We start from the raw sequence: 20,471 nt of genomic DNA, 5'->3' as shown, positions 1-20,471 counted from the left end.
TAGGAGGATTTGAGGAGGTGATTATAATGTAACACAAATAGACAAATATAATACATGAAACAAATTCTATAAAAGTGTGCAAGTAAGGAGATGATCATACGGATAACTATGTAATTTATCATTTGCATTCAGATACTAGCAATCCATCAACGTCAATGGCTATAGACTCTGTGACTAAATATCAACAATACATCGATGAAGCAGAAAAAGCTAACATGCAAACAATATGTTTCTCTGAACACGGTAATGTTTTTAATTGGGTCAAGAAGAAGCAGTCTATCGAAGAGAAAGGTATGAAGTACATTCATGCGAATGAGGTATACCTCACTGAGCACAATGACAAAGAAAGTGGTTTGATTCGCGACAATTATCATTACATGCTTATTGCAAAGAATCTTGAGGGAGCGCAGGAATTAAACAAACTGACTTCACTCTCGAACAATAAAGATGACGGACATTATTATTATAATCCAAGGATTACTTTTGAAGAACTGTTCAATACTTCGGATAATATTATCATGACATCTGCTTGTCTAGCATCTCCGTTATGGAGAGCTATTAAAAATGACAACAAGCAGATGATGAACAAATTTATGGATTTCTTTGTTAGCAATAAGCATAGAATGTTTTTTGAGATTCAATATCACACTCACCCAGAGCAAAAGCTATTCAACCAGCATCTACACAGTTTATCAATTGAAACAGGTATACCGCTTATTGCAGGAACAGACACTCACGCCTTAAACAGATCTCATGCTGATGCACGTAAGATTCTAATGAAGGCTAAGGGTGCGACATATGGAGATGAAGATGCATTCGATCTAACCTTTAAAACATATCCTGAAGTTGTCAAAATGTTTGAGGAGCAATCGGCTTTACCTAGAAATGTTTATCTTGAAGCTATACATAATACAAACGTTATGGCTGATATGATCGAAGAATTTAAGATTGATTCGTCGCCAAAGTATCCTAAGCTGCACGACGACTCAGAAAAAGTGTTTAAAGAAAAGATAAATGTCGGTGTAATCGAACGAGGAATTAATAAGTTTGACAAAGTAAAAAAAGATACATATTTTAAACGGATTAGAGAAGAGTTTGATACATATAAAAAGGTTGGAGCAATTGACTATATGCTCCTACAGAAAGATGTAGTTGATTGGGCGCATAGTAATGATATTTATCAAGGATATGGTCGTGGATCAGTTAACGGAAGCTTGATTGCGTATTTATTGAAAATTACTGAGATGGATAGTATCAAACATAAGCTGAACTTTTTCCGGTTCTTGAATCCAGAGCGTATCTCGCTTGCCGATATTGACTTGGACTGGCCTCCATCTAAAAGGCAAGATGTTATTGATTACGTAGCAACAATTCCCGGTATTCATTTCTCAGAGATTATCACCTTTAACACTGTGGCACTAAAAGGAGCAATTAGAGAAGTTGGAAGGGCTCTAGGTATGGATCTTGCGATAGTAGACGCCATTGCTAAATCAGTATTCAAAGACGATAAGAAGGTCGATAGAGTAGATCCGAAGTATCTCGATATGTATCCCGAATTATTCAAATATGTTGAATTGGTGCAAGGAGTTATAGTAAGCATAGGATCTCATCCTTCTGGCTACATAGTTTCTCCAGTAAGTCTCGAAGATAACATTGGTCTTTGTTATACAAAAGAAAGTAAGTATCCAGTAAGTCAGATCAATATGAAAGAACTCGATGGACTCAATTATGTAAAGTTGGATATTTTGGGTTTGGACAACAATGAAATTATCAATGAGACATGTAAGCTAGCTGGAATTGAACGGCTTACACCGGACAATATGGATGTTGATGATAAAGATGTCTGGAATTCCATACGAGAGTCTGGTTTGGGAATATTCCAATGGGAAAGTAATTCTGCCCAAGCATATCTAAAAGATCTACTAAGCGAAGAAACAATACATAAGATAGAAGAACAAAATGATATGTTTAGTTATATTGAGCTATTCTCAATTGGCAATGGAGCAATTAGACCATCAGGAGACTCATACAGACAAGCTTTGGCAAATGGCATATTCAAAGATCACGGTCATGAAGCATTGAATAATTTTCTGAAGAGTACTATTGGATACTTAGTATATCAAGAACAAATCATGAACTTTCTAGTAGAGTTCTGCGAGTTTACAATGGCAGAAAGCGATAGTGTTCGAAGGGGATTGAGTAAAAAAGAAGGAACAGAGAAGTTTCTGCCAGAGATAAGGAAGCGTTTTGTGCAAAAAATGAATATGGATTACGGAGAGACCGAAGAAGATGCGCTTGCTGTCTTAGAGCCTTTTTTGCAGGTCATAGATGATGCACAGCGTTATGGATTCTCCGATAACCACTCAAATCCTTACTCTCACATCGGTTATGGAAATGGATATCTAAGACACTACTACCCTCTAGCCTTTCTTACTGTGATGTTGAATATAAATAATGACAACATAGAAAAGACGGGTCAAATAATTAACTATGCTAAAACAAGAGGTATTGAGGTGTCACCAATAAAATTTGGAAAGTCTAACGCTGATTACTCATTTAGTGAGGGCGATAATACTATCTACAAAGGTTTAAAATCTATTAAATACCTTAATGAAAAGATTGCAGAAGAACTATTATCCTTAAGTAAAAATACATATGCATCATTTGTTGAATTGCTAGTGGATTTAAACGAAAAAACATCGGTCAACAGTCGTCAAACTGATATATTGACTCGTCTTGGGTTCTTTAGAGAATTTGGTGACATTAGTTTATTGGTGACATTGCACAAAGAGTTCTCAAGTGGAAGATCTCAATATAAAAAAACATACGTTGAGAAGACTAAACTTAAGAGGATAGCGGATCTAATTGATGAAGAAAATAGGATTCGCACTGAAAATGACTACTCCAAAGTTATGCCAAACGAAGAAGTGATGTTCCAAAAAGAAATGCTAGGGTACTCCGAAGCTGTATTTCCCGATATAGAATCGGGTTGGTGTGTAGTTACCGATTTAGATCTTAAATACAGTCCCAAGCTTACCTTATACAATCTTCGTAATGGCGATGAACGTGTCTTTAAAATGGACAAGAAAACATTTAACGTCAAAGATAAAGCGTTGAAAATTGAGAAAGGAGATTTAATTGAAATAACGAGCCATAAGAAAAAACCAAGACAGGTCCCAGACGGAAATGGCGGTTTCAGAGCCACAGATCAGACAGATGTTTGGATCACAGGTTATAACAAGTACAAGAATAAGGAGAATGCATAGATGGAGAACAAACTTAGCAAAGAAAAGATTGAGCAAATTATTGGACGTAAGTTGACCAATGAAGAATACACAGAAGTTGTAGGAACAGTTCTTAATCAATTGCTGAATGAGAAAATTGAGAAATCAAATGGATAGATTTAATAGCGATTATCATGATATCCGTTATCCAGATTCACAAGAAAAGGAGGTGAAGTATTCGACCTGTTACGGTTGTAAGGAAGATATTATTGTGGGAGAAGAAGTTTTAGATGTATTTGGAGCATGTGTGCACGATACATATGAATGTTTGATTAAAGCGGTACATGCTAAAAGATTAATTGCAGGAGAGGAATGATTAATTGAATCTTATTGAACATGATATGAAATTGCAACTGAGACTACCATTACCAGTTTCAATAAATGACTTATACATAAACCAATACACATGGAATCCGAAAACCAGATCTAGAGTGCCTACAGGTAAACGAATACTTAGTAAAGAAGGTGAGAAAGTTAAAAAAGAAATTATTGAGGCAGCTACAGACCAAGTAAGCAAGCAAGAATGGGATTATGAGTACACCAAAACACACTACTTGTACATGGATTCTATCATTTATTTTAACCGCAAGGGTAGGGATGACAATAATATCTACAAACTCAACAACGATGCACTAGAGAAGATAGCATATGATAACGACAGTAGAATTTTAACAAGGACTCAGCGCATATTATATGACAAAAAGAATCCTAGGGTTGAATTGGTTTTTACTCCCGTAGAATACATAGGAATATTTGATGACGAACAGATGTATGGTGATTTTGTTAAGAGATGCGAAGAATGTAGCAGATACAAAAGGAATTGCTCAATACTGAAAGCTGCTAAAGAGGCATTTATTCAGGATGAGATAGTAAATAACGTTTGTAGTAGCTTCAAAGAAATGAGAAGTAAATAAAAGTAGTATTTCACTAGCCATTTGCGAAGAAATTGGAATTGAGATTAGAGGATATAAACCAAGAACGAGATGGCACTATTATTTAAAAGATTTCATTACTGAAGCGATCAATACATATGGAAATGAAAATGAATAAAGTAGACCAAAATGGAAAAGTTATAATAGAGGTGATAAATCTGGAGAAAAAATTGAGAAGCGAAACACATATCATTCCCAACCTTGGAACTTTAATTATAAATGGAGAGCCGTCGGTTGAGAATTGCAAGATGTTTGTTAAGATTTTAATGGACAGCAAAAGAAGAAAATAATTACTATAGAAGTCATGTTGCTACTTGGCAACTTGGCTTTTTTTGTACTATAATTGATTGTGCGACTAAATGTGTGATGTTCATATATAAACCGGAATGGAGGTCGTAGTTTGAGTCAATACGTAATTAAGCACGTAGCAGTTTATCTGCGTAAATCGCGCGGTGACGAAGAAAAAGATTTGGAAAAGCACAGAGCTGAATTACTTTCTATGTGCGAACAGAATAGTTGGGCTTATGTTGAATATGCTGAGGTTGGGACAGCAGATTCAATTTCACTAAGACCTAAAATGACTGAATTGATGAGTGATATTGAACAAGGGATGTTCGATGCTGTACTTGTTATTCACATTGACCGTCTGAGTCGTGGTGATGAGGTTGATAGAGCCACACTGAGTAAATTATTTGCTAGATCAGAAACACTTTTGGTTACTCCTCAGAGAGTATACGATTACAATAATGACACGGATATGCTTATGGCTGAATTCGAAGGCATGATGGCTCGAATGGAATATAAGCAAATATCTAGACGTTTCAGACAAGGTAAAGCGAGAAATGCAAAACAGGGCTTATGGAGTAACGGAGTTCCACCGTTCCCGTATATTAGAAACGCTCAAACTGGAAGAGCTGAACCTGTAGAAGAAAACCTCCCTACATACAGATTTATGGTAGAGAAATGTATGAGTGGATGGTCTAGTACAGACATTGCATGGGAGCTCAATAAGATGGGTATTAAATCTCCAAGAGATGGAATGTGGAATCCAGCGGTTGTTAGAAGGATACTGTGCGATGAAGTTCATCTCGGAAAAGTGATTGTTGGGAAAAAACGAAAAATGTCCAACACGGGAGACTTAGTTTATAAACCTAAAGATGAATGGATCATTTATAATAATTGTCATACAGCAGTTAAAACTCAACTCGAACATGATAAGATAATGTTTATAATTGGCTCTCAAATTAAAACCCCAAAAGCAAGTCGCTCTGGGAAAAACGCCCTGTCTGGACTGGTTATATGTGGAAAATGCAATCACACGATGTCTATCCAGAAAAGAACAGGAAGAAGTTATGACACGCTTAAATCTTGTACTCATCGAAACCCGTTTGGTGAAAGATGCAGCAATTTAGGCGATAGGTCAGACGTAGTTACAAACTTCATTTTGAATGCTTTAATCATTAAAAAGAAACAAATTGAAGATGCTATTGCTGAAGGTTTAAGTTCATCCGATATGAGCAACTTAGCTGACATAGCTCAAACCAAAATTCAAGAAATTAAAAAACAAGAAAATGCTATTGAGCGAATCCATGATTTTTTAGAAGATGGAACATACACGAAAGAGAAGTACTTGGAGAGGTTAAATCGTGCAAATGAAATTCTCAATAAACTTGAAGAAGAATATAGAGTAATTAAGACACAACTGGATAATTCACTGAATGCTAAAAATGAAGATATGCTTATCAGCGTTAATGATGTCCTGAATCAGATAACAAAAACGAAAGACCCTAAAGAACTTAATCGAGCTTACAAAAGTATCATTCATAATGTAATTTGGACTAAGAATGACTTTGATGATAAGCCAATGGTAACTGTAAATTTTCTTTAGGGATTTAATGTGTATAAAAGGCTTATGAATTAAGTCAAGCTACTGGTTCTTTTACTAACACCGGATGGCACCGTTATTCTGCCGATCAGTAAAGTGGGCTTTGGTTTTGCCGCAGGCGGAAGTGATTTTAACGTAAATACTGAAAGAGGAAGCGATTCATCCAGCTCAACAGAGCATGCGCATTCTGCCAAGGTTGCTTCTCCGTTCGGCGGCGGTAGTGGCGGTGGTGTATCTATCCGTCCGATAGCCTTTCTGGTTGTAGGCAAACAGGGCGTGCACATCGTACCACTCGATAATTCGACGCACTTGTTCGAAAAATTGATTGATTCTACTCCATACGTCCTCGACCGTATTCAGGACATGTTCCGCCATCGGAACCATACAGCAGCGGAAACCGGTATCCCGGTAACACCAACAGACCATTCGACGTACAGCTAAACAGAATGAATTTATTAAAATCCTTCCTGCCCTTTAGGGCGAGAGGGATTTTTGCTGTTCGCTTTGCGAAAGTTTATCGTTTTTTGGTACGTTTCATTGGAAGTTGAGAAGGAAGTCTGTGAACCGCCTAACCTAGACATCAAACAGATATGAAGGGGGAAAGGCAGTGCAGAAAGATACGATATTTATGATTATGTTTGGATGGGCATTATCTGCTGTAGTTTATTTGGTAGGAGGAATCAATCATCTGTTAATTGCAGTGACGATTTTCGTGGGATTGGATTATTTTACAGGAGTTTTAGCTGCTTGGTACAAAAAGGAACTTTCCAGCAGGGTAGGCTGGTGGGGACTTGCACGCAAATCTTTAACTTTTGTGTTTGTAATTATTGCTCATCAACTCGATATTGTAGCTGGAAATTCAAATGATTTTATGCGTGATGCAATGTTAATGTTTATTATCGGCACAGAAGGAATTAGTATATTGGAGAATATGGGGAAAATGGGTCTTCCTGTTCCTAAATTTATCGCTTCGGCATTATTCAAACTTCGGGGTAATAATCAGCAAAGTGGCGATCGGGGGGATTCGCAATGATTCATGTAGTTGAAGACTATATTCCGTTAAATCCCTATAGCCGGCCGGGGCTGAAGCTGAAAGCCAAACGTGGAATTGTAATGCATTATACAGCTTCTCCAGGGGCATCAGCTAGGAATATAAGCCAATACTTTGCCGGTCTTGCACATCAGAATGTGAGCAAGGGTACCAAAGCTCGTTACGCAAGTGCTCATTTTTCAGTTGATCGTACATCTATTTATTGCAGTCTCCCAGATGACGAGGTTGCTTATCATTGTGGAAGCAAGACATACACCGAAGAGGCTCTGAAGAAGTTGGGATCATATCCCAACAATAGCACTGTAGGAATTGAGATGTGTATTGAAAAGGATGGAAGCATTCATGAGGATACATTTAATCGAGTGGTCGACTTGGCTGTATATCTTATACAACAAAGAGGTTTTCCAGAGATATTTTTCACCCATAAGGAGGTAGTGGGCTGGAAGGAGTGTCCATTGCCATGGATCAAGGAACCTGAACAATATGAAAGGTTTAAGCAGGACGTACATAAAAAATTGAATTCGCTGGTGGAGCACACAGTAACGGAGGATGATGAGATGAATCAAGTATTGAATTATGCAGAATGGGCATGGAGAGAATTAAACCAATATATTGGTGATGCGTATAAAGATCAAATTATCCATGAGCAGGCATGGGTGGAAAAAGTGCGGAAAAGAGCATTGACTTACGGAGAGCTACTGATGTTAAAAGTAATTATTGATGAACGTAGACGTAAGGGCAATGGGAAGCCGAGTCAAAGTGATTAACACTTGACTCTGGCAAGTTCAATCTGGTTTGTTAACCAGGCATTGAAGTGAGGAGCATCTGTAAGGAAGAAGTAGTTCTGAATAATAATAATCTTCTGGGGATGCTCTGTCTCATATTGGTAATGTACGGAGGGAAAATCCAGAATACCAACTAGCGGAAGTGAATTCAAGTTTGTTTCTTCACCTCGTGAGGTAAAATTCATGATCACAAGTCAACCTTTCTGTTCATAACGAAGCTACATTTATTATTTTGAATATTTGATCAGAAGTAGCTCTTAAACGTTATACGAATTCGGTTGTACAATGTTAAGTCGATAAATAATAAACAGCAGAACCCTACGTCGTTAGAGACAGGGTTCTGCTGCTGTTGTTTAAAGATGGGAGTATGTTCTAGCTAGGGGTGACGAATTACGTTTGAATAAACGTGGTAAGTTCTTCATCGGTAAGATGAAGCTCGGAAAATGCTTTACATATCTTCTGAAATGATCTAATCGTATTCGTCTCATAGAGAATTTCCATAGGATCAAATCCTAGCATTATCAGAGCATCTACAAGCTCCGATTGATCTACTTCATTGTATTGAAGCACTTCGAACATCATTTCTATGACGGTTAGGTATAGAATAGCTTTGTTAATGGGCTCGATGGGTTTCTCCTCCCCTGATTTCAATTCATACGTAGCGTCATTTATGCTTCGCATATCATTAGAGTAAGCCGGAGAGAAATAAAACTAACATGTTGTTAATGATGGTTGCTATTCTTTGGATGTATAGAACGTGAATTTTTCGCTAATATGAGAATGGAGTATGTAGAATTAAACCTGCTCGTTAACTTCCTGAAGGATAGAATCAATTAACTGATCATCCATCAGTGTACTTGCTTTTTCGAGAGCTACCCAAATGCCTTGAGGTTGATCAAAAAAAACGGTACGAAGGATCGGAGCAACTTCGTGCAATTCAATTTTTTCGGCTTTTACCATACTAATCAAAGCAACGACGATCTCGTGTCCCTCTACATGCCCTTCCATAAATCGTGTCCTTAAATGCTTTGCTACGGTCTCAGTTTTTGACTTCGAGTACGTCATTCTATTTCCCTCCAACAGTTCGAATATCTTAGCAGAGCTCCTCAGTATGCAGGTATATCTCAAGTTAGTTCAGGAGTTATCTAATCAATAATAAGGCAGATACTTTATTTTATCAACAGCTCCGAGTCAGAAGAGACAGGCGTACATCAGCGTAAAAAGAAAGAAAAAAAGACCCTTATCAGGGTCTTTTCTGAGGCCTTCCCTCCCAATAATCAGGAAAGCCATCATATTCCCAGGCGTCAAGATTTTCCTTGTCAGCCTGAATTGCAACATCTGCACCAGAGCCGAAATCCACACCTACAGTATTCAGATCCTTGGCTTTGACCGTGAGCACTTTGCCAGGAGCACCTGCGCATACAAGTGCGAGCTTCCAAGGGGATTGCTGATAAAGTTTCTCCATCTCCACAGTGGCTGTATCAACCTGGGCCCAGGAGGCACAATCCACAGTTCCTACGATATGTTCCCAGCCATATCTTCGCTCTAACACTTCTCGGTATACATCAGCTTTTGCTCCGCAAATGAGAACGGGAATTGTCCTGAACAACTCGTAAAATAACGGGTAGCGGGCAATGTAGTTATTTTCAAAAGCATAGAACGTCTCAAGGGGCTCTACCTTGTAATATGCCAGACACATGTCAAATAGCGGTTTGAAATACCAATGCTCCGTCTGTGTTAAATATCCTACGTAATCTGCTTGTCTCAAGCAATGAACGAGGGTCTCTCGCGCGTTTGCATGCGGTAACGTAATTCCACAATATGTAGGATCATTCACCCAACCATAATGAGATTTAATAAAGTCCATGGTTAACACGGCGTCATGGGCCAAAATCGTGTTGGACGCATCCCCGAATCGAATAGTGGCATGTGCCTCTCCGTCAACGGCTTTCTGATACCAACTGCGGATTAGATCTATGCTTCCTAGCAAAGCCTCACCTTCTTCTCCAACGTTATAAGGCGAAGCAGGAGCAGTTGTCCTGTTCACACCTTTTAACTCTAGAATAGGAGGAATGTGCTTTTCTCTCTCTATTTATTGGAAAAGGTGTTTGATAGCGAGATGTAGAGAGAATACAGATTCGGTCTACACTAAGTAAAAAAAGAGAGAGGGGATGAACCGTGAATAACGTATTCATTGGCAGTCCTGTGAGAAATCGTGCTTGGGTGCTCGAAAGGCATCTGCACTCCCTACATCAACAGGCGGTTCAGAAACAATTCAAATATATTCTGAACGATAGTGAGGATCAGACTGAAATCATCCTGCAGAATCATCATATCCCTTATGTATCTCATGATATGGGAACAGCCCATGGACACTTGCGGGGACAATATTCCTACGCGCATCTGGCAAAGCTTAGAAATCGGTTATTGGAAGAGTTTCTAAAGTCTGACTGTGAGTACTTGTTCTCTGTAGATACAGACATCGTAATTCCACCACATAGCCTGCAGCAACTCATCAATAACGACAAGCATATCTGTGCCATGTTGATTCGAAATCATCCGCAGATCAAAGCACATAATGCACTTATTCAAGGACGACATGTTCCGGAATTCAGTAAAGGTGTGATCCCGGTAGATTGGACAGGTGCGGTGTATCTGATCAAACGTGAGGTTATTGCAGCCGGGGTTCGATATGCCGAACATACTTCAGGTGAGGATGCAGCGTTCTGTGAGCATGCCAGAGCACTTGGTTTTGATCTGTTTGTGGACACGGGATTACGGCCTGTGCATGTCTACGCGGAAGGAGTTGAGCTCGTTGCTGAATTGGCTGCGTCCTAAGAAGAAAGCAAAAGCGGATCAGGTATTCCAAAGTATTGAAATGACCATAATTTATCCCCCAGCCCTGGATTGGAATCTGTTATTTCAGCGTCCGCAACAATTAATGACGGCATTCTCCAGAATTCCTGGTGTAAGAGCAATTTTCATTAATCCGGAAACGTATCGTGCTCAGGAGCGTCCAATTGAGAAGCTAAATGAGGATTTGTTTCTTGTGAGACGGGGAATCCATTATGATCATTTGATCAAAGGGAAGAAGGTACTCTGGTTTTCTAGCCCTGCACAATATGACTATGCGGATGGAAAGCAATTCGATTTTACCGTTTTTGATTATTTAGATAATTCAGCAGATGAATTTGCCGTTTGGAAGGAGTATATCCCTAAATGTTTTGAACGGGCGGACCTGATCTCAACTACCGCAAGGATTATGTATGAAGCACATCAAAAGGAAGGAAAGCCAATCTTTATGTGTCCGAATGGTGCGGATTATGAACACTTTGAGAAAGCGCAGACCACGCTTACTCGACCTTCAGATTTTCCTAAAATACCTGAAGGAAAACGAGTGGTGGGGTTCCACGGAGCGATGGCTTCCTGGGTCGATTATTCACTTATTACTCAAATTGCAGATCTCGGTTATCAGGTAGTTCTAATTGGTAACAATGCGTTGTATCAAAAAAGAATTCTGCATCCCAATGTTACATGTTTACCACATAAGGATTACAGGGTGCTGCCTGCATATATTGCTCAATTTGATGTGTGCATCGTGCCCTTCAAGCTTACAGAGATGATTCGTGGATGTGATCCGATCAAATACTACGAGTATTTAGCAGCGGGTAAACCTGTTCTGACCACCCGCATGGAAGAGATTGTACATAAATATGCTCATGTGACTTATTTTATGGATCGGTACAATTGCGGCAAGATGCTGGAGAAAGCAATTAATGAGAATGATACCTCCAAAATCAGGGCCCGCACACAGGTCGCCAGAGCCAATAGTTGGGATGCCAGAGCGATGGATGCAATAAAGAAGATTAATCAGGTGATGGGGGATAATGGACGATGAAAAAAATGTTTAGACGATTGTTTGGCACAAGGGAAACTGCTGCAATGGAGGAGGTACAACAACAATTTATTGAGCAGGAATATGATTTTTCCCAATCATATGTGCCTTATAAGAATACAACCATTGTTTATTTGCCAGCCATTGATTTTCATAGTGAACGATTTGCAAAACGTCCGCAGAGGTTGTTAAAGGCACTTGCTGAAATCGGATATAACATTATCTATATTAACTCGAATGATGAATATTATCAGGTTGATGATCTGGAGTACCCATACTCCCTTCTCCCGCATTTTGTCGTTGCCCGGGCAGGTCAGAATGTACGCGCCTTATTTGGCCAGAATCGCATTGTATATTGGGTAAACGATAGTCGATTAACTAGCTCGGTGGAGGCGGCGTATCCGGATCTTGTCGTTTATGATTCGTTGACTGATCCGGATCAGTATGAAAAGCAAAAGCATGCGATGGAAGCTATTGCGGATGTGGTCTTCATAACGCCGGAGCGAATCTACGAGCATGGTCGATATTGTTCACATATTCACCTGATAACTGCTGAGGAATATGAACTACGCGAGCGTGCGGAACAAATTGCGGGCATTATTGATCAATTACCGAATAGACCTGTCCCTCTGATGTAATGGAGGGATCATTTTTTATATATAGGTGTTAGGGAATAATGATCTGGTTCTAGACTAGGAACACAGAGAGGATGAGTAGCTTGTCAGGTTGCAGCAAGGATCTCCAGACCATGATAGTGCAACTTGGCGATAGCCTATTCATGTCTCCGTAACTATAAATTATATATCAATTGAAGGAGTGGACAAATTCATGGCAAAAAAAATGATTATTAAAGGTGTAGGCACATTTATGGCTAAACGTTATCCAACAGACCCAATGGGAGCGATTGAAGTCGTTACTTTGGGGACACTTCAGGATTTGAAAATTGATCTGAACGTGGAATTGGAAGATATTTTTGGTGGTGATGGTCTGTTCGCTATTGATGTACTCGTGAAGTCCAAATCCATTGAAGTGTCTGCTACAGATGCCAAGTTTGATCTGGATGCAATCCAGTTGATGATGGGGTCAACCGTTCAAGAGCAAGTGAAGTCCTACGTATGGGTGCTGAACGAACAGGCGGTTGCCACAACGGGCACAGCCAACTCCGGTTTTGCTGAAGTGAAGCCAGCCTTTGGAAGCACCATTTATGAGAAAGATGCAGGTATTGCTGTTCGTCTCAAGGATTCCAATACACTGCTGAAACAACTACCATCCAAAGGTTCAGCTGTTAAAGCGGACGAGTTTTTCTATGACGCAGCTAACGGCCTTGTAGTTCTTAATGCTGTACATATTGATAAAGAAATCGTAATGAATTACAAACGTGATGAAGTCGTAGACATGGTTGATCTGCTGGTGGATGAAGTACCATTCCCGATCTCTGTCATTCATCACGGTACATTCCAGCAAAAAGACGGGACATTTGCAGGTGTTGAAACCGAGCTGTATATGTGCCGTGCCAAAGGAACGTTCAGTATTAATGCTCAACGTGCAGCGGCATCTGCTTCTGCAATCTCCTTGCAAATCCTCGATCCGGAACGCCCGGATGGAAAAATCGGCAGCATTAAACGCTTCAGCGCAACAAGCAAAATTTAATTCAGACTGGTGTTGGTTGTTCCTGGCAAGGTATTTCAATGGTGGCTGTGTTCTCCCCTTCACAGTGCCTTGCCTTGTCAGGCATTTTTACTTTTCGGGGATAAGAATGAACTGAGGGAGTGTGTGACTGATGGAAACGGATCAAGAACGGGCTGAGCGTGAGCTTGCGGAGCGCCTGAATGAAGAAGCGGCAAGCAGATTCAAGCATAATTCCGAGAACAAAAAGGTGACACCTGAAGAAATCGAGGCAGCAGAGCGAGCTTTTTTTGAAGATGATGAGATCGTTACACTAAGGGATCGGCGTAAATACAGAATTCCGCCATGCAGCCTGAAGGATGCCCGACGTTTGATGAAATTGTTAAAGACAGTAAACATTGATGCCATTATTCTGAATTTTATACCTACGGATGATGATGAACTTGATCAACAGCGACAGCAGGATTTGTTTGATGTACTGGGCATTGCTTTCAAAAATTACCCCCACATTGTAACAAAGGATGATCAAGGGGAATACATCATTAATCGTGAATACCTGGATGAGTACCTGGACTTAAATACCGCTCGTAAAGTGATTGATCTCATGATTGGACTCAACGGTCTAAAAAAGTAGAGCGCACCGAGGGGGAGATGCTGGAGGGAACCGAAATCCGTGATACGGAAACACAGGAACCCGTGCACTGGGGAGAAATCTTTTTCACCCTCCATAAGCATTGTGGATTAAACAAGTGGGATATTTGGGAGTACACACTCCCTCAGGTAGCGGAATTATGTAAGTCAGCCGAGAAATATATTCAATTCGAGGTTGAACTTATGACAGCGCCTCTGCGCATGTTCGGTAGTGTTGGAGGTGAGGAAGCTGGAGAAGATGGTACGGTTAGACAAACGAGGACTTTTGAGGATGAGGAGTACACCGAAATATCGGAAGAGGATATCGGATTGCTTGCGCAAGCGCTTGGAGGATAGAACTGAAACTTCCCGTTTTGCCTTTGTGAAGGTGGAACGGGATTTATGCATAGAAGGCGGTGAAGAGAATGAATGAACAACTAAAGACAACCAATTCTTTAAAACAACAGATTGCAGAACAGTTAAAGCTGGAGTCGGGGATGGATATTGTGTTAAATCAGCAGCCTGTTTCTGGTATAAGTACGTTGATCCATCATGTTCAAGTGATGAGGGATACGATGCAGGGGCAATGGATTGAATCATTGGCACAGGATCTTGAACATTTCTATCGTGGGGCATTTCATGAACTAGAAAAGCTTTCTTCAACCAAGCCGGAGGAACTTGTTGATTCCGTAGCTCAGATGATGAAGTATTTATCAATGGGCAAGGCAAAAGGATACTCCCCAGAGATGCTCAAGCGGTCTTTGGAGTCTGCTCGTCAGCTGGAGGAGCAGGTAGAGAGAGCAGGGCAAAATTTTGCAATCCAATCTACTGCAAAGCATCATGCGACTGGATCGGAATCAGAACAAGATACAGTACATCAATTACAGCAAATTGCTGTGCAGCGCGGTATGAATCAGGAGGATGTCGGACTGGCCTATCGTATTGGTTCACGACAATATAACAATCCATCTGAAGCAGTGAACTTTGCAGCAGAAGTCGCAAAGGTGCATGCCAATGGTCATCGTGACGTGGAGGGAGTGGCAACGAGCCTTGGTTCGCTGGCATCCATGTGGTCAAGCGAAAATACAGAACTATCTCAAATGACGAATATGTTAGTACATGCTTCCTCGTTACTTAACATAAGTCTTCAAGACTTAATGAGTAGTCTCGAGCAAACAGAACGGGGATCAACCAGCTCTGAAGCAGATACGGGCATTGAAGATCGTTTGGCGAACTGGATCAGTCAGGCTGCTTTATCCGTTCAAACTAGCTCAGGCGTCGAGCATAACCTTACCGGCACGTCGAATCGAGTTAGAACTGAGCTTCTGGCAGAGCAGTTAAAAACTTCTGTGGACAATAAGTCACGACCGTCTCATATGGAGCCAAAAGACGAAATACAGCTGCAGCAAAAGAAAATGGAGACGATTTTTCAAATTTCGACACATCGGGTGATGCAAGGTTTGAGAGCGGAATTTTCAGCATTCGGAAATCATTTGCATGCTGTGCTGCGTTTAATCGGTAATCAAACAAGTGATATGGTTAATCATCTGGAACTGCTCAACCGCATTATGGATGATGTGGGCGTTCAGGTGGCATGGGAGAAGGTTGGTCAGGTGATGGATCAAGCGAAACAGAAGCGATATGGAAAAAAAGAATCCGAGAGCTTGATTTATGACAATAATGCTCAGTCGCCTAAGATAACACCAGTCCGTGGTTTTGATATTCAGCGTGCAGGTGTGGTTCAGGAGATGAAGCAACAGCAATATCGCCTACAGCAGTTTAATCAGCAAAGAACTGAACTGGCAGATAAGACAGCAGATAAGCGATCAGAGCTGACGAAGACGGAGAAGAGCAGGGATGTTCACAAGGAAAAATACGATTTAGCAGTAGCTCAGAACAATGGTATGGCAGCCTCATTACATGCATCAGAGCGGGACGAGGCAGAGAAAAATGTCAGAAGAGTCGCTAGAGAGCTTTTTTTGCTCCGAGAAGAGATGGATACACTGGATGCCCAAATAGCAAAGACGAAACGAAACCTTGAGTTTCTAAGCCGTGAAGTCGATCATACAGGGACATCCATACTGCAGCTTGAGCATCAATCCAGATTATGGTTGATGACGATGAATAAAATGGATCTGGAGACGGTTGAACTTCGCAATAAGCTGTACCATCTGAACAACGAGTTTCAATTTGGTGCCACAGATGTCCAGCGTTATGAGTCTGATCTGAATAAGCTTCGCAAACAGTCTGACCTATTGAAAGCAACTCTGACCAAGCTGAGAAATGAAGTAAATGAGTTAAACGTTTCTTTCAGAAAAGGTTTGGTTGATGCTTCTGCATATATCATTAAATTGAAAGAACTTGAAAAACTGCAGCTCGGAATGATGATGAACGGAGGAATGACGGTTGCTCCTGGTACAGGAGCCTCGTCCGGAAAGGAAGAGAAGAAAGATTCAGGTATCAAGCCGTTTGTAGCCCGCCATGAAGATCTGATCAAAGATGTCATGAAGGATGCCATTATGGATGGGGTAGATTACGGGAAGAAGGATAATAAAGTTAAAAAGAGAGGTCTCTTTTCGCGGGTCAAGGATATGCGTGAAACGGGTAATCGAAAAGCCTTTTTTAATAAACATGCACCTATGCGAAATAAGGATGGAGATATCTTAAAAGATAGACATGGAAAAGTAATTACAGAGCATGAGATCAATGCGGAGCGTGCAGCCAGAGGAATTAAAGCACCAGGGAAACTATCGAAACTTGTGAAATTTGGTTCCCGCATGTTAAGACCACTGAAAGCTGTACCCGCTCTTGGACAAGCGATGGTTGCCATGGACGTAATCTCGGGTTTGGTTGACCCGCTAAGCAATATAGGGAAATCGGAAGCGGAGAAACAAAACATTCGGGCTACGAATAAGGAAGAGCTGGCTAAAGAGTTCAAAGATATGAAGGAATCCTCATTCGTAGGCAAGGTGTGGAAAGGCTTCAATCTGGGCATGGATGCTGTTGTATCGGGAACGATGAGTTCTCTTTTTGGAAACAGTGCTACCAATAACAAGTTTGGAGATTATTTAGATGGGTTCACAGCTTTATGGACCGAGAAAGATGGTTCGGCCGTAGAGAAGAAGCTGGCAAAAGAATACAACTATGAGAAGGAGAAAAAAGAGTCTCAACTTCAGATGGATAAAGAGGCGGGTAAAACCCCTGAAAAAGGAAATCAGCCACAGGTTCAGTACACCCAGCCACAGATGCAATACATACCTGCACCCATGCAATATATTCCCGGAGCGGGAATTGTAGGCTCAGCTGCTAATGCCGCGTTAGCTCAGCCAAAACATGACGGTATTGATGAGTTAATTGCCAAGGTTAACCGTCAGCTTAGCACCTCGACCAGTAACAATGAAACAAATTACCAGGTGACACGTTCCCGACTTCTGATTAGTGGCGTTCGTGAGGACTCTGGTCAGATGCGTGCACTGATGGAGAAATACTTACAAGAGAACATCAAATTTTTTGACAAAGCTATTGCAAGCTTGCAGAAAACATACGATAAGTTAGCTGAGGGTAAGGAAAAAGATGAGCTTGGCATGGAGATCAATGAGAAGAAACAACAAAAAGCACAATCCGAGTTGGAACTAAACAGTGTGAAAAACAGCAAGATTGATGAATTGAAGCGTAAGATGAGCGATCAACTGGAATTGACTCAGATGGATTACGATAAACGCATGTATGATCTATTGGCTGCTAATGGCGGCAAGGAAGATTCATCTGAAGTGATCGCATTGAACAAGGCTCGGGCTAGAGATATGAATCTCAAGATGGATTTATACAAACAGCAATGGAACGAGTTGCTGAAAAACGGGGGATTCAATGTCAATTCCGATGAATATATGACGATTCTCAAGGAATTAAGCTCCATCGGGGTCGAACAGTCCAAAAATCTGGCAGAAATCAGCAAAAAGATGGACAAACCCATCTCGACGTTTAATCTGCCAACAGGCCTTAAAGTGCTGGATTATTTTGATTATATGACTGCTGGCAACACCCATAAAAGTGTAATGGTGGGTTCGGGAGATGTCACGGTTCATGTCAATATTGATAATATGACAGGCAGCACAAAAGATGTGGAGAAGCTCACTTCGGCTCTGGATCGAACATTAAGAAAGAATACGCCAGGGATATCAAATCGTATGGCAGGTAATGTTGGTGCAGGGATGGGAAGCATGTATGGTCCAAGATAAACAATTCAGAATGAAAAAAGGAGGGATTCAGCTATGCCTCAACGAGACCCGTTTGGTCTAGTGAATGACCGATACAAAAGAGCACTCTTTGTAGATACGGGCATGAAATTTGAGCCCGTGGAGGGGCGGATCATTGATCCATATTCATCCCCTTCACCCAATCCTCAGGTAAGAGAGATTAAAATGATTAATGCTCCTTCTCATTTTCATCAGATGGGTGTGTCTTCTTATAAAGCAATTATTAATGTACTGTTCCGAGACAAAAAGTCTTATCACGATTATGTGATGTACGTGGGTTGGACACATAAATTTTATGATGAAAAAGGAAATATCTATGTGGGCGTGGTCGAGTCCATTAAGGTTGATCCGATCTTCTATCATCAGGATACGATGGACAAGGATCAAAAGGGATATAAGGTCGAATTGACCATGACACTCATCAAAAAGGATGGATATGACCGCAAAAGTAAGGTGCAGTTTCAGGATTTGCAGACGACAGAAGGTAAAGATCATTGGGCCAGAAATTCCATTGAACGTTTGGGTGATCTGGGTTTGACCGTGGTTACGCAATTAGACGGCACGCCAATTTTGTACTTCCGTCCGGAGGATTACATTACCAGAGCAGAATTTGTTACGTTTCTGATGCGCACCAAACGTCTGTTAGAACGAACAATTCGAGAGTAGGGTAACCTACTCTTTTTTCTGTCTATTCTAAATACAGGAGGTGTATGTCATGCGTAAATGGGTGGATGTCAATGAAGGCGACTGGTTCTATAACGACGTGATGGAAGCAACCAATATGGTGCTCGAAGATGGTGAAGTGTTTGTGGCCGGGATTAATTACAACAAGTTTAAGGAGGGAAAGCCTTTTGTTTACGAAGAGATTAAGGCAACATCGGGACAAACTTCGTTTAGTTTACCGGTTCTGATTGAGCCGACTGATGATAATCCGTTATATGTTTTCATTGATGGTGTGCAGACGATCTATAAATCAGCAGAGAAGAACAACAAAAATTTAACGGATATTGAGTTATACACAGGTGTAAAAGCAGGCCAGGTTGTGTCATTTTGCAGCTATGGAGAACCACTGCTAGATGAAAAATGGAAAAGGCCGCCTGTTTCCTGGACTGGTAGTTTGCCGAGAGCTATTTTGGGTGCTGCAACAACATACTTCTATGATCCTTTTAGCCGGAGTCATCAGGAGTATATGTATGCAGGTGGACAGCCTCTTCGCAGACTCAGTATTCCTTCTGAAATATGGGCGGATAGCATGGGAGATGCAGCGGCAGTAACCAAGATAGCCACCAAGGCGATCGGGTATCGTACAGATGTATATTGTGTAAGCCCGGGAGGCTCGGTGTTTCTGCCTTTTAATCTCAATGGTGTTACATGCAAGTTTAATTATTGGACCAAAACGAGCGGCGGGGCTTTTAAATTCAAGAGTGAGGATATTAAGGCAAAATCAGACAACCCATCCTACAACAATTGTTTTTTTCCCAATGCAATCATTCAGCGTGGAGAAGCATTCCATCTGATAAATAAATTGCGAAAAGTGTTTTATGCCCGATTCACAGATATGGAAGCACCTACGAAGGGTGTCGATCAGAAAATTACAGCTTTTCAAGGCCAACGAGTCTTCAGGTTGAATGGGAATTACCCGTATGGGGCGAAGAAGCTAAAAGTGGATGTGGAGTTGAAAAACAAAAAAGATACAGTTCCAGGTTACACCGAGATTGATAATCATACGGTTGTGTTTAATGGCCCTTTATCGGAAGGCGATGAGGTTCATTTCTTTTATGAGAAAGGTGTAAGTGAAAGATTTGCGGATGTCGGTAAGGAGTCTGCTATATATTATCAAAACAAGGGTGAACGTGTTGAGCAGACCAAGGATTCCTTCTGGAAGGTAGCTGTGTCCGAAATGGAGGATGAGACATTCTCCAACAATGATCCACTGATTATGGGCATTCCCGTGAAAAAAAAGTTAGATGGTGCGGCAGTTGTGACCGATATGGGGCGGCCTGTAAACGGGATTGATCCCGAAGAAATTTGGTTTTTGGGTAATTCAGCGATGACCCGTGCCGAGGCTGCAGCTTTTCTGGACCGCTTCATAAAATGGACGATTGAACGATTCAAGTAGAGGAGGCG

At 40.9% G+C, this 20,471-nt stretch carries 20 protein-coding genes and 1 pseudogene; 17 read left to right on the top strand and 4 right to left on the bottom strand.

The window, feature by feature from the left end; all coding sequences use genetic code 11:
* The first annotated feature begins 122 nt into the window (after positions 1–122).
* The 8 genes and pseudogenes from dnaE (at position 123) to DFQ00_RS04175 (ending at position 7,919) form a co-directional block, all read left to right on the top strand.
* Positions 123–3,266: a DNA polymerase III subunit alpha gene (gene dnaE / locus DFQ00_RS04210; protein WP_110894475.1), complete on the top strand. Its 3,144-nt coding sequence runs from the start codon at positions 123–125 to the stop codon at positions 3,264–3,266.
* The gene (locus DFQ00_RS30075; RefSeq protein ID WP_279630386.1) at positions 3,267–3,401 is read left to right on the top strand and encodes a hypothetical protein; all 135 of its coding nucleotides are present in this window, start codon (positions 3,267–3,269) and stop codon (positions 3,399–3,401) included.
* Positions 3,373–3,600 carry a hypothetical protein gene (locus DFQ00_RS04205; protein WP_174812108.1) on the top strand — a complete coding sequence of 76 codons (228 nt, stop codon included), beginning with the start codon at positions 3,373–3,375 and terminating at the stop codon, positions 3,598–3,600. The genes DFQ00_RS30075 and DFQ00_RS04205 overlap by 29 nt, the downstream gene beginning before the upstream one ends.
* Before the next feature lie 25 nt (positions 3,601–3,625).
* Positions 3,626–4,198, top strand: coding sequence for a RusA family crossover junction endodeoxyribonuclease (locus DFQ00_RS04200; RefSeq protein WP_110895418.1), 573 nt, complete (start codon positions 3,626–3,628; stop codon positions 4,196–4,198).
* Between the two features lie 418 nt (positions 4,199–4,616).
* Positions 4,617–6,104: a recombinase family protein gene (locus DFQ00_RS04190; RefSeq protein WP_110894469.1), complete on the top strand. Its 1,488-nt coding sequence runs from the start codon at positions 4,617–4,619 to the stop codon at positions 6,102–6,104.
* Positions 6,105–6,161: 57 nt separating this feature from the next.
* Positions 6,162–6,542 (top strand): annotated as a pseudogene (locus DFQ00_RS04185) (spore germination protein GerW family protein); the annotation flags it as partial.
* 166 nt (positions 6,543–6,708) lie between these two features.
* Complete coding sequence (locus DFQ00_RS04180) at positions 6,709–7,134, top strand: phage holin family protein (protein ID WP_244213684.1); 426 nt, start codon at positions 6,709–6,711, stop codon at positions 7,132–7,134.
* Positions 7,131–7,919 carry a peptidoglycan recognition protein family protein gene (locus DFQ00_RS04175; protein WP_110894465.1) on the top strand — a complete coding sequence of 263 codons (789 nt, stop codon included), beginning with the start codon at positions 7,131–7,133 and terminating at the stop codon, positions 7,917–7,919. Before DFQ00_RS04180 ends, DFQ00_RS04175 begins: the two co-directional genes overlap by 4 nt.
* Here the strand turns inward: DFQ00_RS04175 and DFQ00_RS04170 are convergent.
* From DFQ00_RS04170 to DFQ00_RS04155, 4 genes are all read right to left on the bottom strand, one after another.
* Positions 7,916–8,122, bottom strand: coding sequence for a hypothetical protein (locus tag DFQ00_RS04170; RefSeq protein WP_146236098.1), 207 nt, complete (start codon positions 8,120–8,122; stop codon positions 7,916–7,918). The two genes, DFQ00_RS04175 and DFQ00_RS04170, sit on opposite strands and share 4 nt — an antisense overlap.
* A gap of 205 nt (positions 8,123–8,327) precedes the next feature.
* Positions 8,328–8,618, bottom strand: a complete 291-nt coding sequence (locus DFQ00_RS29410; protein WP_146236097.1) for a hypothetical protein — start codon at positions 8,616–8,618, stop codon at positions 8,328–8,330.
* Positions 8,619–8,732: 114 nt separating this feature from the next.
* Positions 8,733–9,002, bottom strand: a complete 270-nt coding sequence (locus DFQ00_RS04160; protein WP_110894459.1) for a hypothetical protein — start codon at positions 9,000–9,002, stop codon at positions 8,733–8,735.
* Between the two features lie 178 nt (positions 9,003–9,180).
* A complete protein-coding gene (locus DFQ00_RS04155; protein ID WP_110894457.1) occupies positions 9,181–9,984 on the bottom strand; it encodes a GT-D fold domain-containing protein in 804 nt (267 codons plus the stop codon).
* A gap of 131 nt (positions 9,985–10,115) precedes the next feature.
* Here DFQ00_RS04155 and DFQ00_RS28990 point away from each other — a divergent pair, with 131 nt between their 5' ends.
* The 9 genes from DFQ00_RS28990 to DFQ00_RS04115 all read left to right on the top strand — a co-directional run bounded on the left by DFQ00_RS28990 (position 10,116) and on the right by DFQ00_RS04115 (position 20,463).
* Positions 10,116–10,775: a glycosyltransferase family 2 protein gene (locus DFQ00_RS28990; protein WP_167433592.1), complete on the top strand. Its 660-nt coding sequence runs from the start codon at positions 10,116–10,118 to the stop codon at positions 10,773–10,775.
* On the top strand, positions 10,753–11,835 hold the full coding sequence (locus tag DFQ00_RS04150) for a glycosyltransferase (RefSeq protein WP_167433591.1): 1,083 nt from the start codon (positions 10,753–10,755) through the stop codon (positions 11,833–11,835). The genes DFQ00_RS28990 and DFQ00_RS04150 overlap by 23 nt, the downstream gene beginning before the upstream one ends.
* On the top strand, positions 11,832–12,470 hold the full coding sequence (locus DFQ00_RS04145; RefSeq protein WP_110894453.1) for a hypothetical protein: 639 nt from the start codon (positions 11,832–11,834) through the stop codon (positions 12,468–12,470). Before DFQ00_RS04150 ends, DFQ00_RS04145 begins: the two co-directional genes overlap by 4 nt.
* 190 nt (positions 12,471–12,660) lie before the next feature.
* The gene (locus DFQ00_RS04140; RefSeq protein ID WP_110894451.1) at positions 12,661–13,482 is read left to right on the top strand and encodes a hypothetical protein; all 822 of its coding nucleotides are present in this window, start codon (positions 12,661–12,663) and stop codon (positions 13,480–13,482) included.
* 130 nt (positions 13,483–13,612) lie between these two features.
* Positions 13,613–14,092 (top strand): hypothetical protein, encoded by a 480-nt coding sequence (locus DFQ00_RS04135; RefSeq protein ID WP_110894449.1) that lies wholly within the window; start codon positions 13,613–13,615, stop codon positions 14,090–14,092.
* Positions 14,093–14,109: 17 nt separating this feature from the next.
* Complete coding sequence (locus DFQ00_RS04130) at positions 14,110–14,445, top strand: hypothetical protein (protein ID WP_110894447.1); 336 nt, start codon at positions 14,110–14,112, stop codon at positions 14,443–14,445.
* A gap of 68 nt (positions 14,446–14,513) precedes the next feature.
* The gene (locus DFQ00_RS04125) at positions 14,514–18,326 is read left to right on the top strand and encodes a coiled-coil domain-containing protein (RefSeq protein WP_110894445.1); all 3,813 of its coding nucleotides are present in this window, start codon (positions 14,514–14,516) and stop codon (positions 18,324–18,326) included.
* Positions 18,327–18,359: 33 nt separating this feature from the next.
* A complete protein-coding gene (locus DFQ00_RS04120; RefSeq protein WP_110894443.1) occupies positions 18,360–19,010 on the top strand; it encodes an S-layer homology domain-containing protein in 651 nt (216 codons plus the stop codon).
* A gap of 49 nt (positions 19,011–19,059) precedes the next feature.
* Entirely contained in the window at positions 19,060–20,463 is a 1,404-nt protein-coding gene (locus tag DFQ00_RS04115) for a hypothetical protein (protein ID WP_110894441.1), read from the top strand.
* Positions 20,464–20,471: the final 8 nt, after the last annotated feature.

This window comes from Paenibacillus barcinonensis (assembly GCF_003217495.1).
GTDB classification, from domain to species: Bacteria; Bacillota; Bacilli; order Paenibacillales; family Paenibacillaceae; genus Paenibacillus; species Paenibacillus barcinonensis.
The sequence above is the reverse complement of the archived record's forward strand: the minus strand, read 5'-3'. Positions and strand labels throughout refer to the sequence as shown.

Coding starts and splice junctions, on each gene's coding strand:
- DFQ00_RS04135 (WP_110894449.1), top strand. CDS start 13,613: ATGGAAACGGATCAAGAACGGGCTGAGCGTGAGCTTGCGGAGCGCCTG.
- DFQ00_RS04130 (WP_110894447.1), top strand. CDS start 14,110: ATGCTGGAGGGAACCGAAATCCGTGATACGGAAACACAGGAACCCGTG.
- DFQ00_RS04140 (WP_110894451.1), top strand. CDS start 12,661: ATGGCAAAAAAAATGATTATTAAAGGTGTAGGCACATTTATGGCTAAA.
- DFQ00_RS04200 (WP_110895418.1), top strand. CDS start 3,626: ATGAAATTGCAACTGAGACTACCATTACCAGTTTCAATAAATGACTTA.
- DFQ00_RS04205 (WP_174812108.1), top strand. CDS start 3,373: ATGAGAAAATTGAGAAATCAAATGGATAGATTTAATAGCGATTATCAT.
- DFQ00_RS04125 (WP_110894445.1), top strand. CDS start 14,514: ATGAATGAACAACTAAAGACAACCAATTCTTTAAAACAACAGATTGCA.
- DFQ00_RS30075 (WP_279630386.1), top strand. CDS start 3,267: ATGGAGAACAAACTTAGCAAAGAAAAGATTGAGCAAATTATTGGACGT.
- DFQ00_RS04160 (WP_110894459.1), bottom strand. CDS start 9,002: ATGACGTACTCGAAGTCAAAAACTGAGACCGTAGCAAAGCATTTAAGG.
- DFQ00_RS04145 (WP_110894453.1), top strand. CDS start 11,832: ATGAAAAAAATGTTTAGACGATTGTTTGGCACAAGGGAAACTGCTGCA.
- DFQ00_RS04120 (WP_110894443.1), top strand. CDS start 18,360: ATGCCTCAACGAGACCCGTTTGGTCTAGTGAATGACCGATACAAAAGA.
- DFQ00_RS04115 (WP_110894441.1), top strand. CDS start 19,060: ATGCGTAAATGGGTGGATGTCAATGAAGGCGACTGGTTCTATAACGAC.
- DFQ00_RS29410 (WP_146236097.1), bottom strand. CDS start 8,618: ATGCGAAGCATAAATGACGCTACGTATGAATTGAAATCAGGGGAGGAG.
- DFQ00_RS04175 (WP_110894465.1), top strand. CDS start 7,131: ATGATTCATGTAGTTGAAGACTATATTCCGTTAAATCCCTATAGCCGG.
- DFQ00_RS04170 (WP_146236098.1), bottom strand. CDS start 8,122: ATGAATTTTACCTCACGAGGTGAAGAAACAAACTTGAATTCACTTCCG.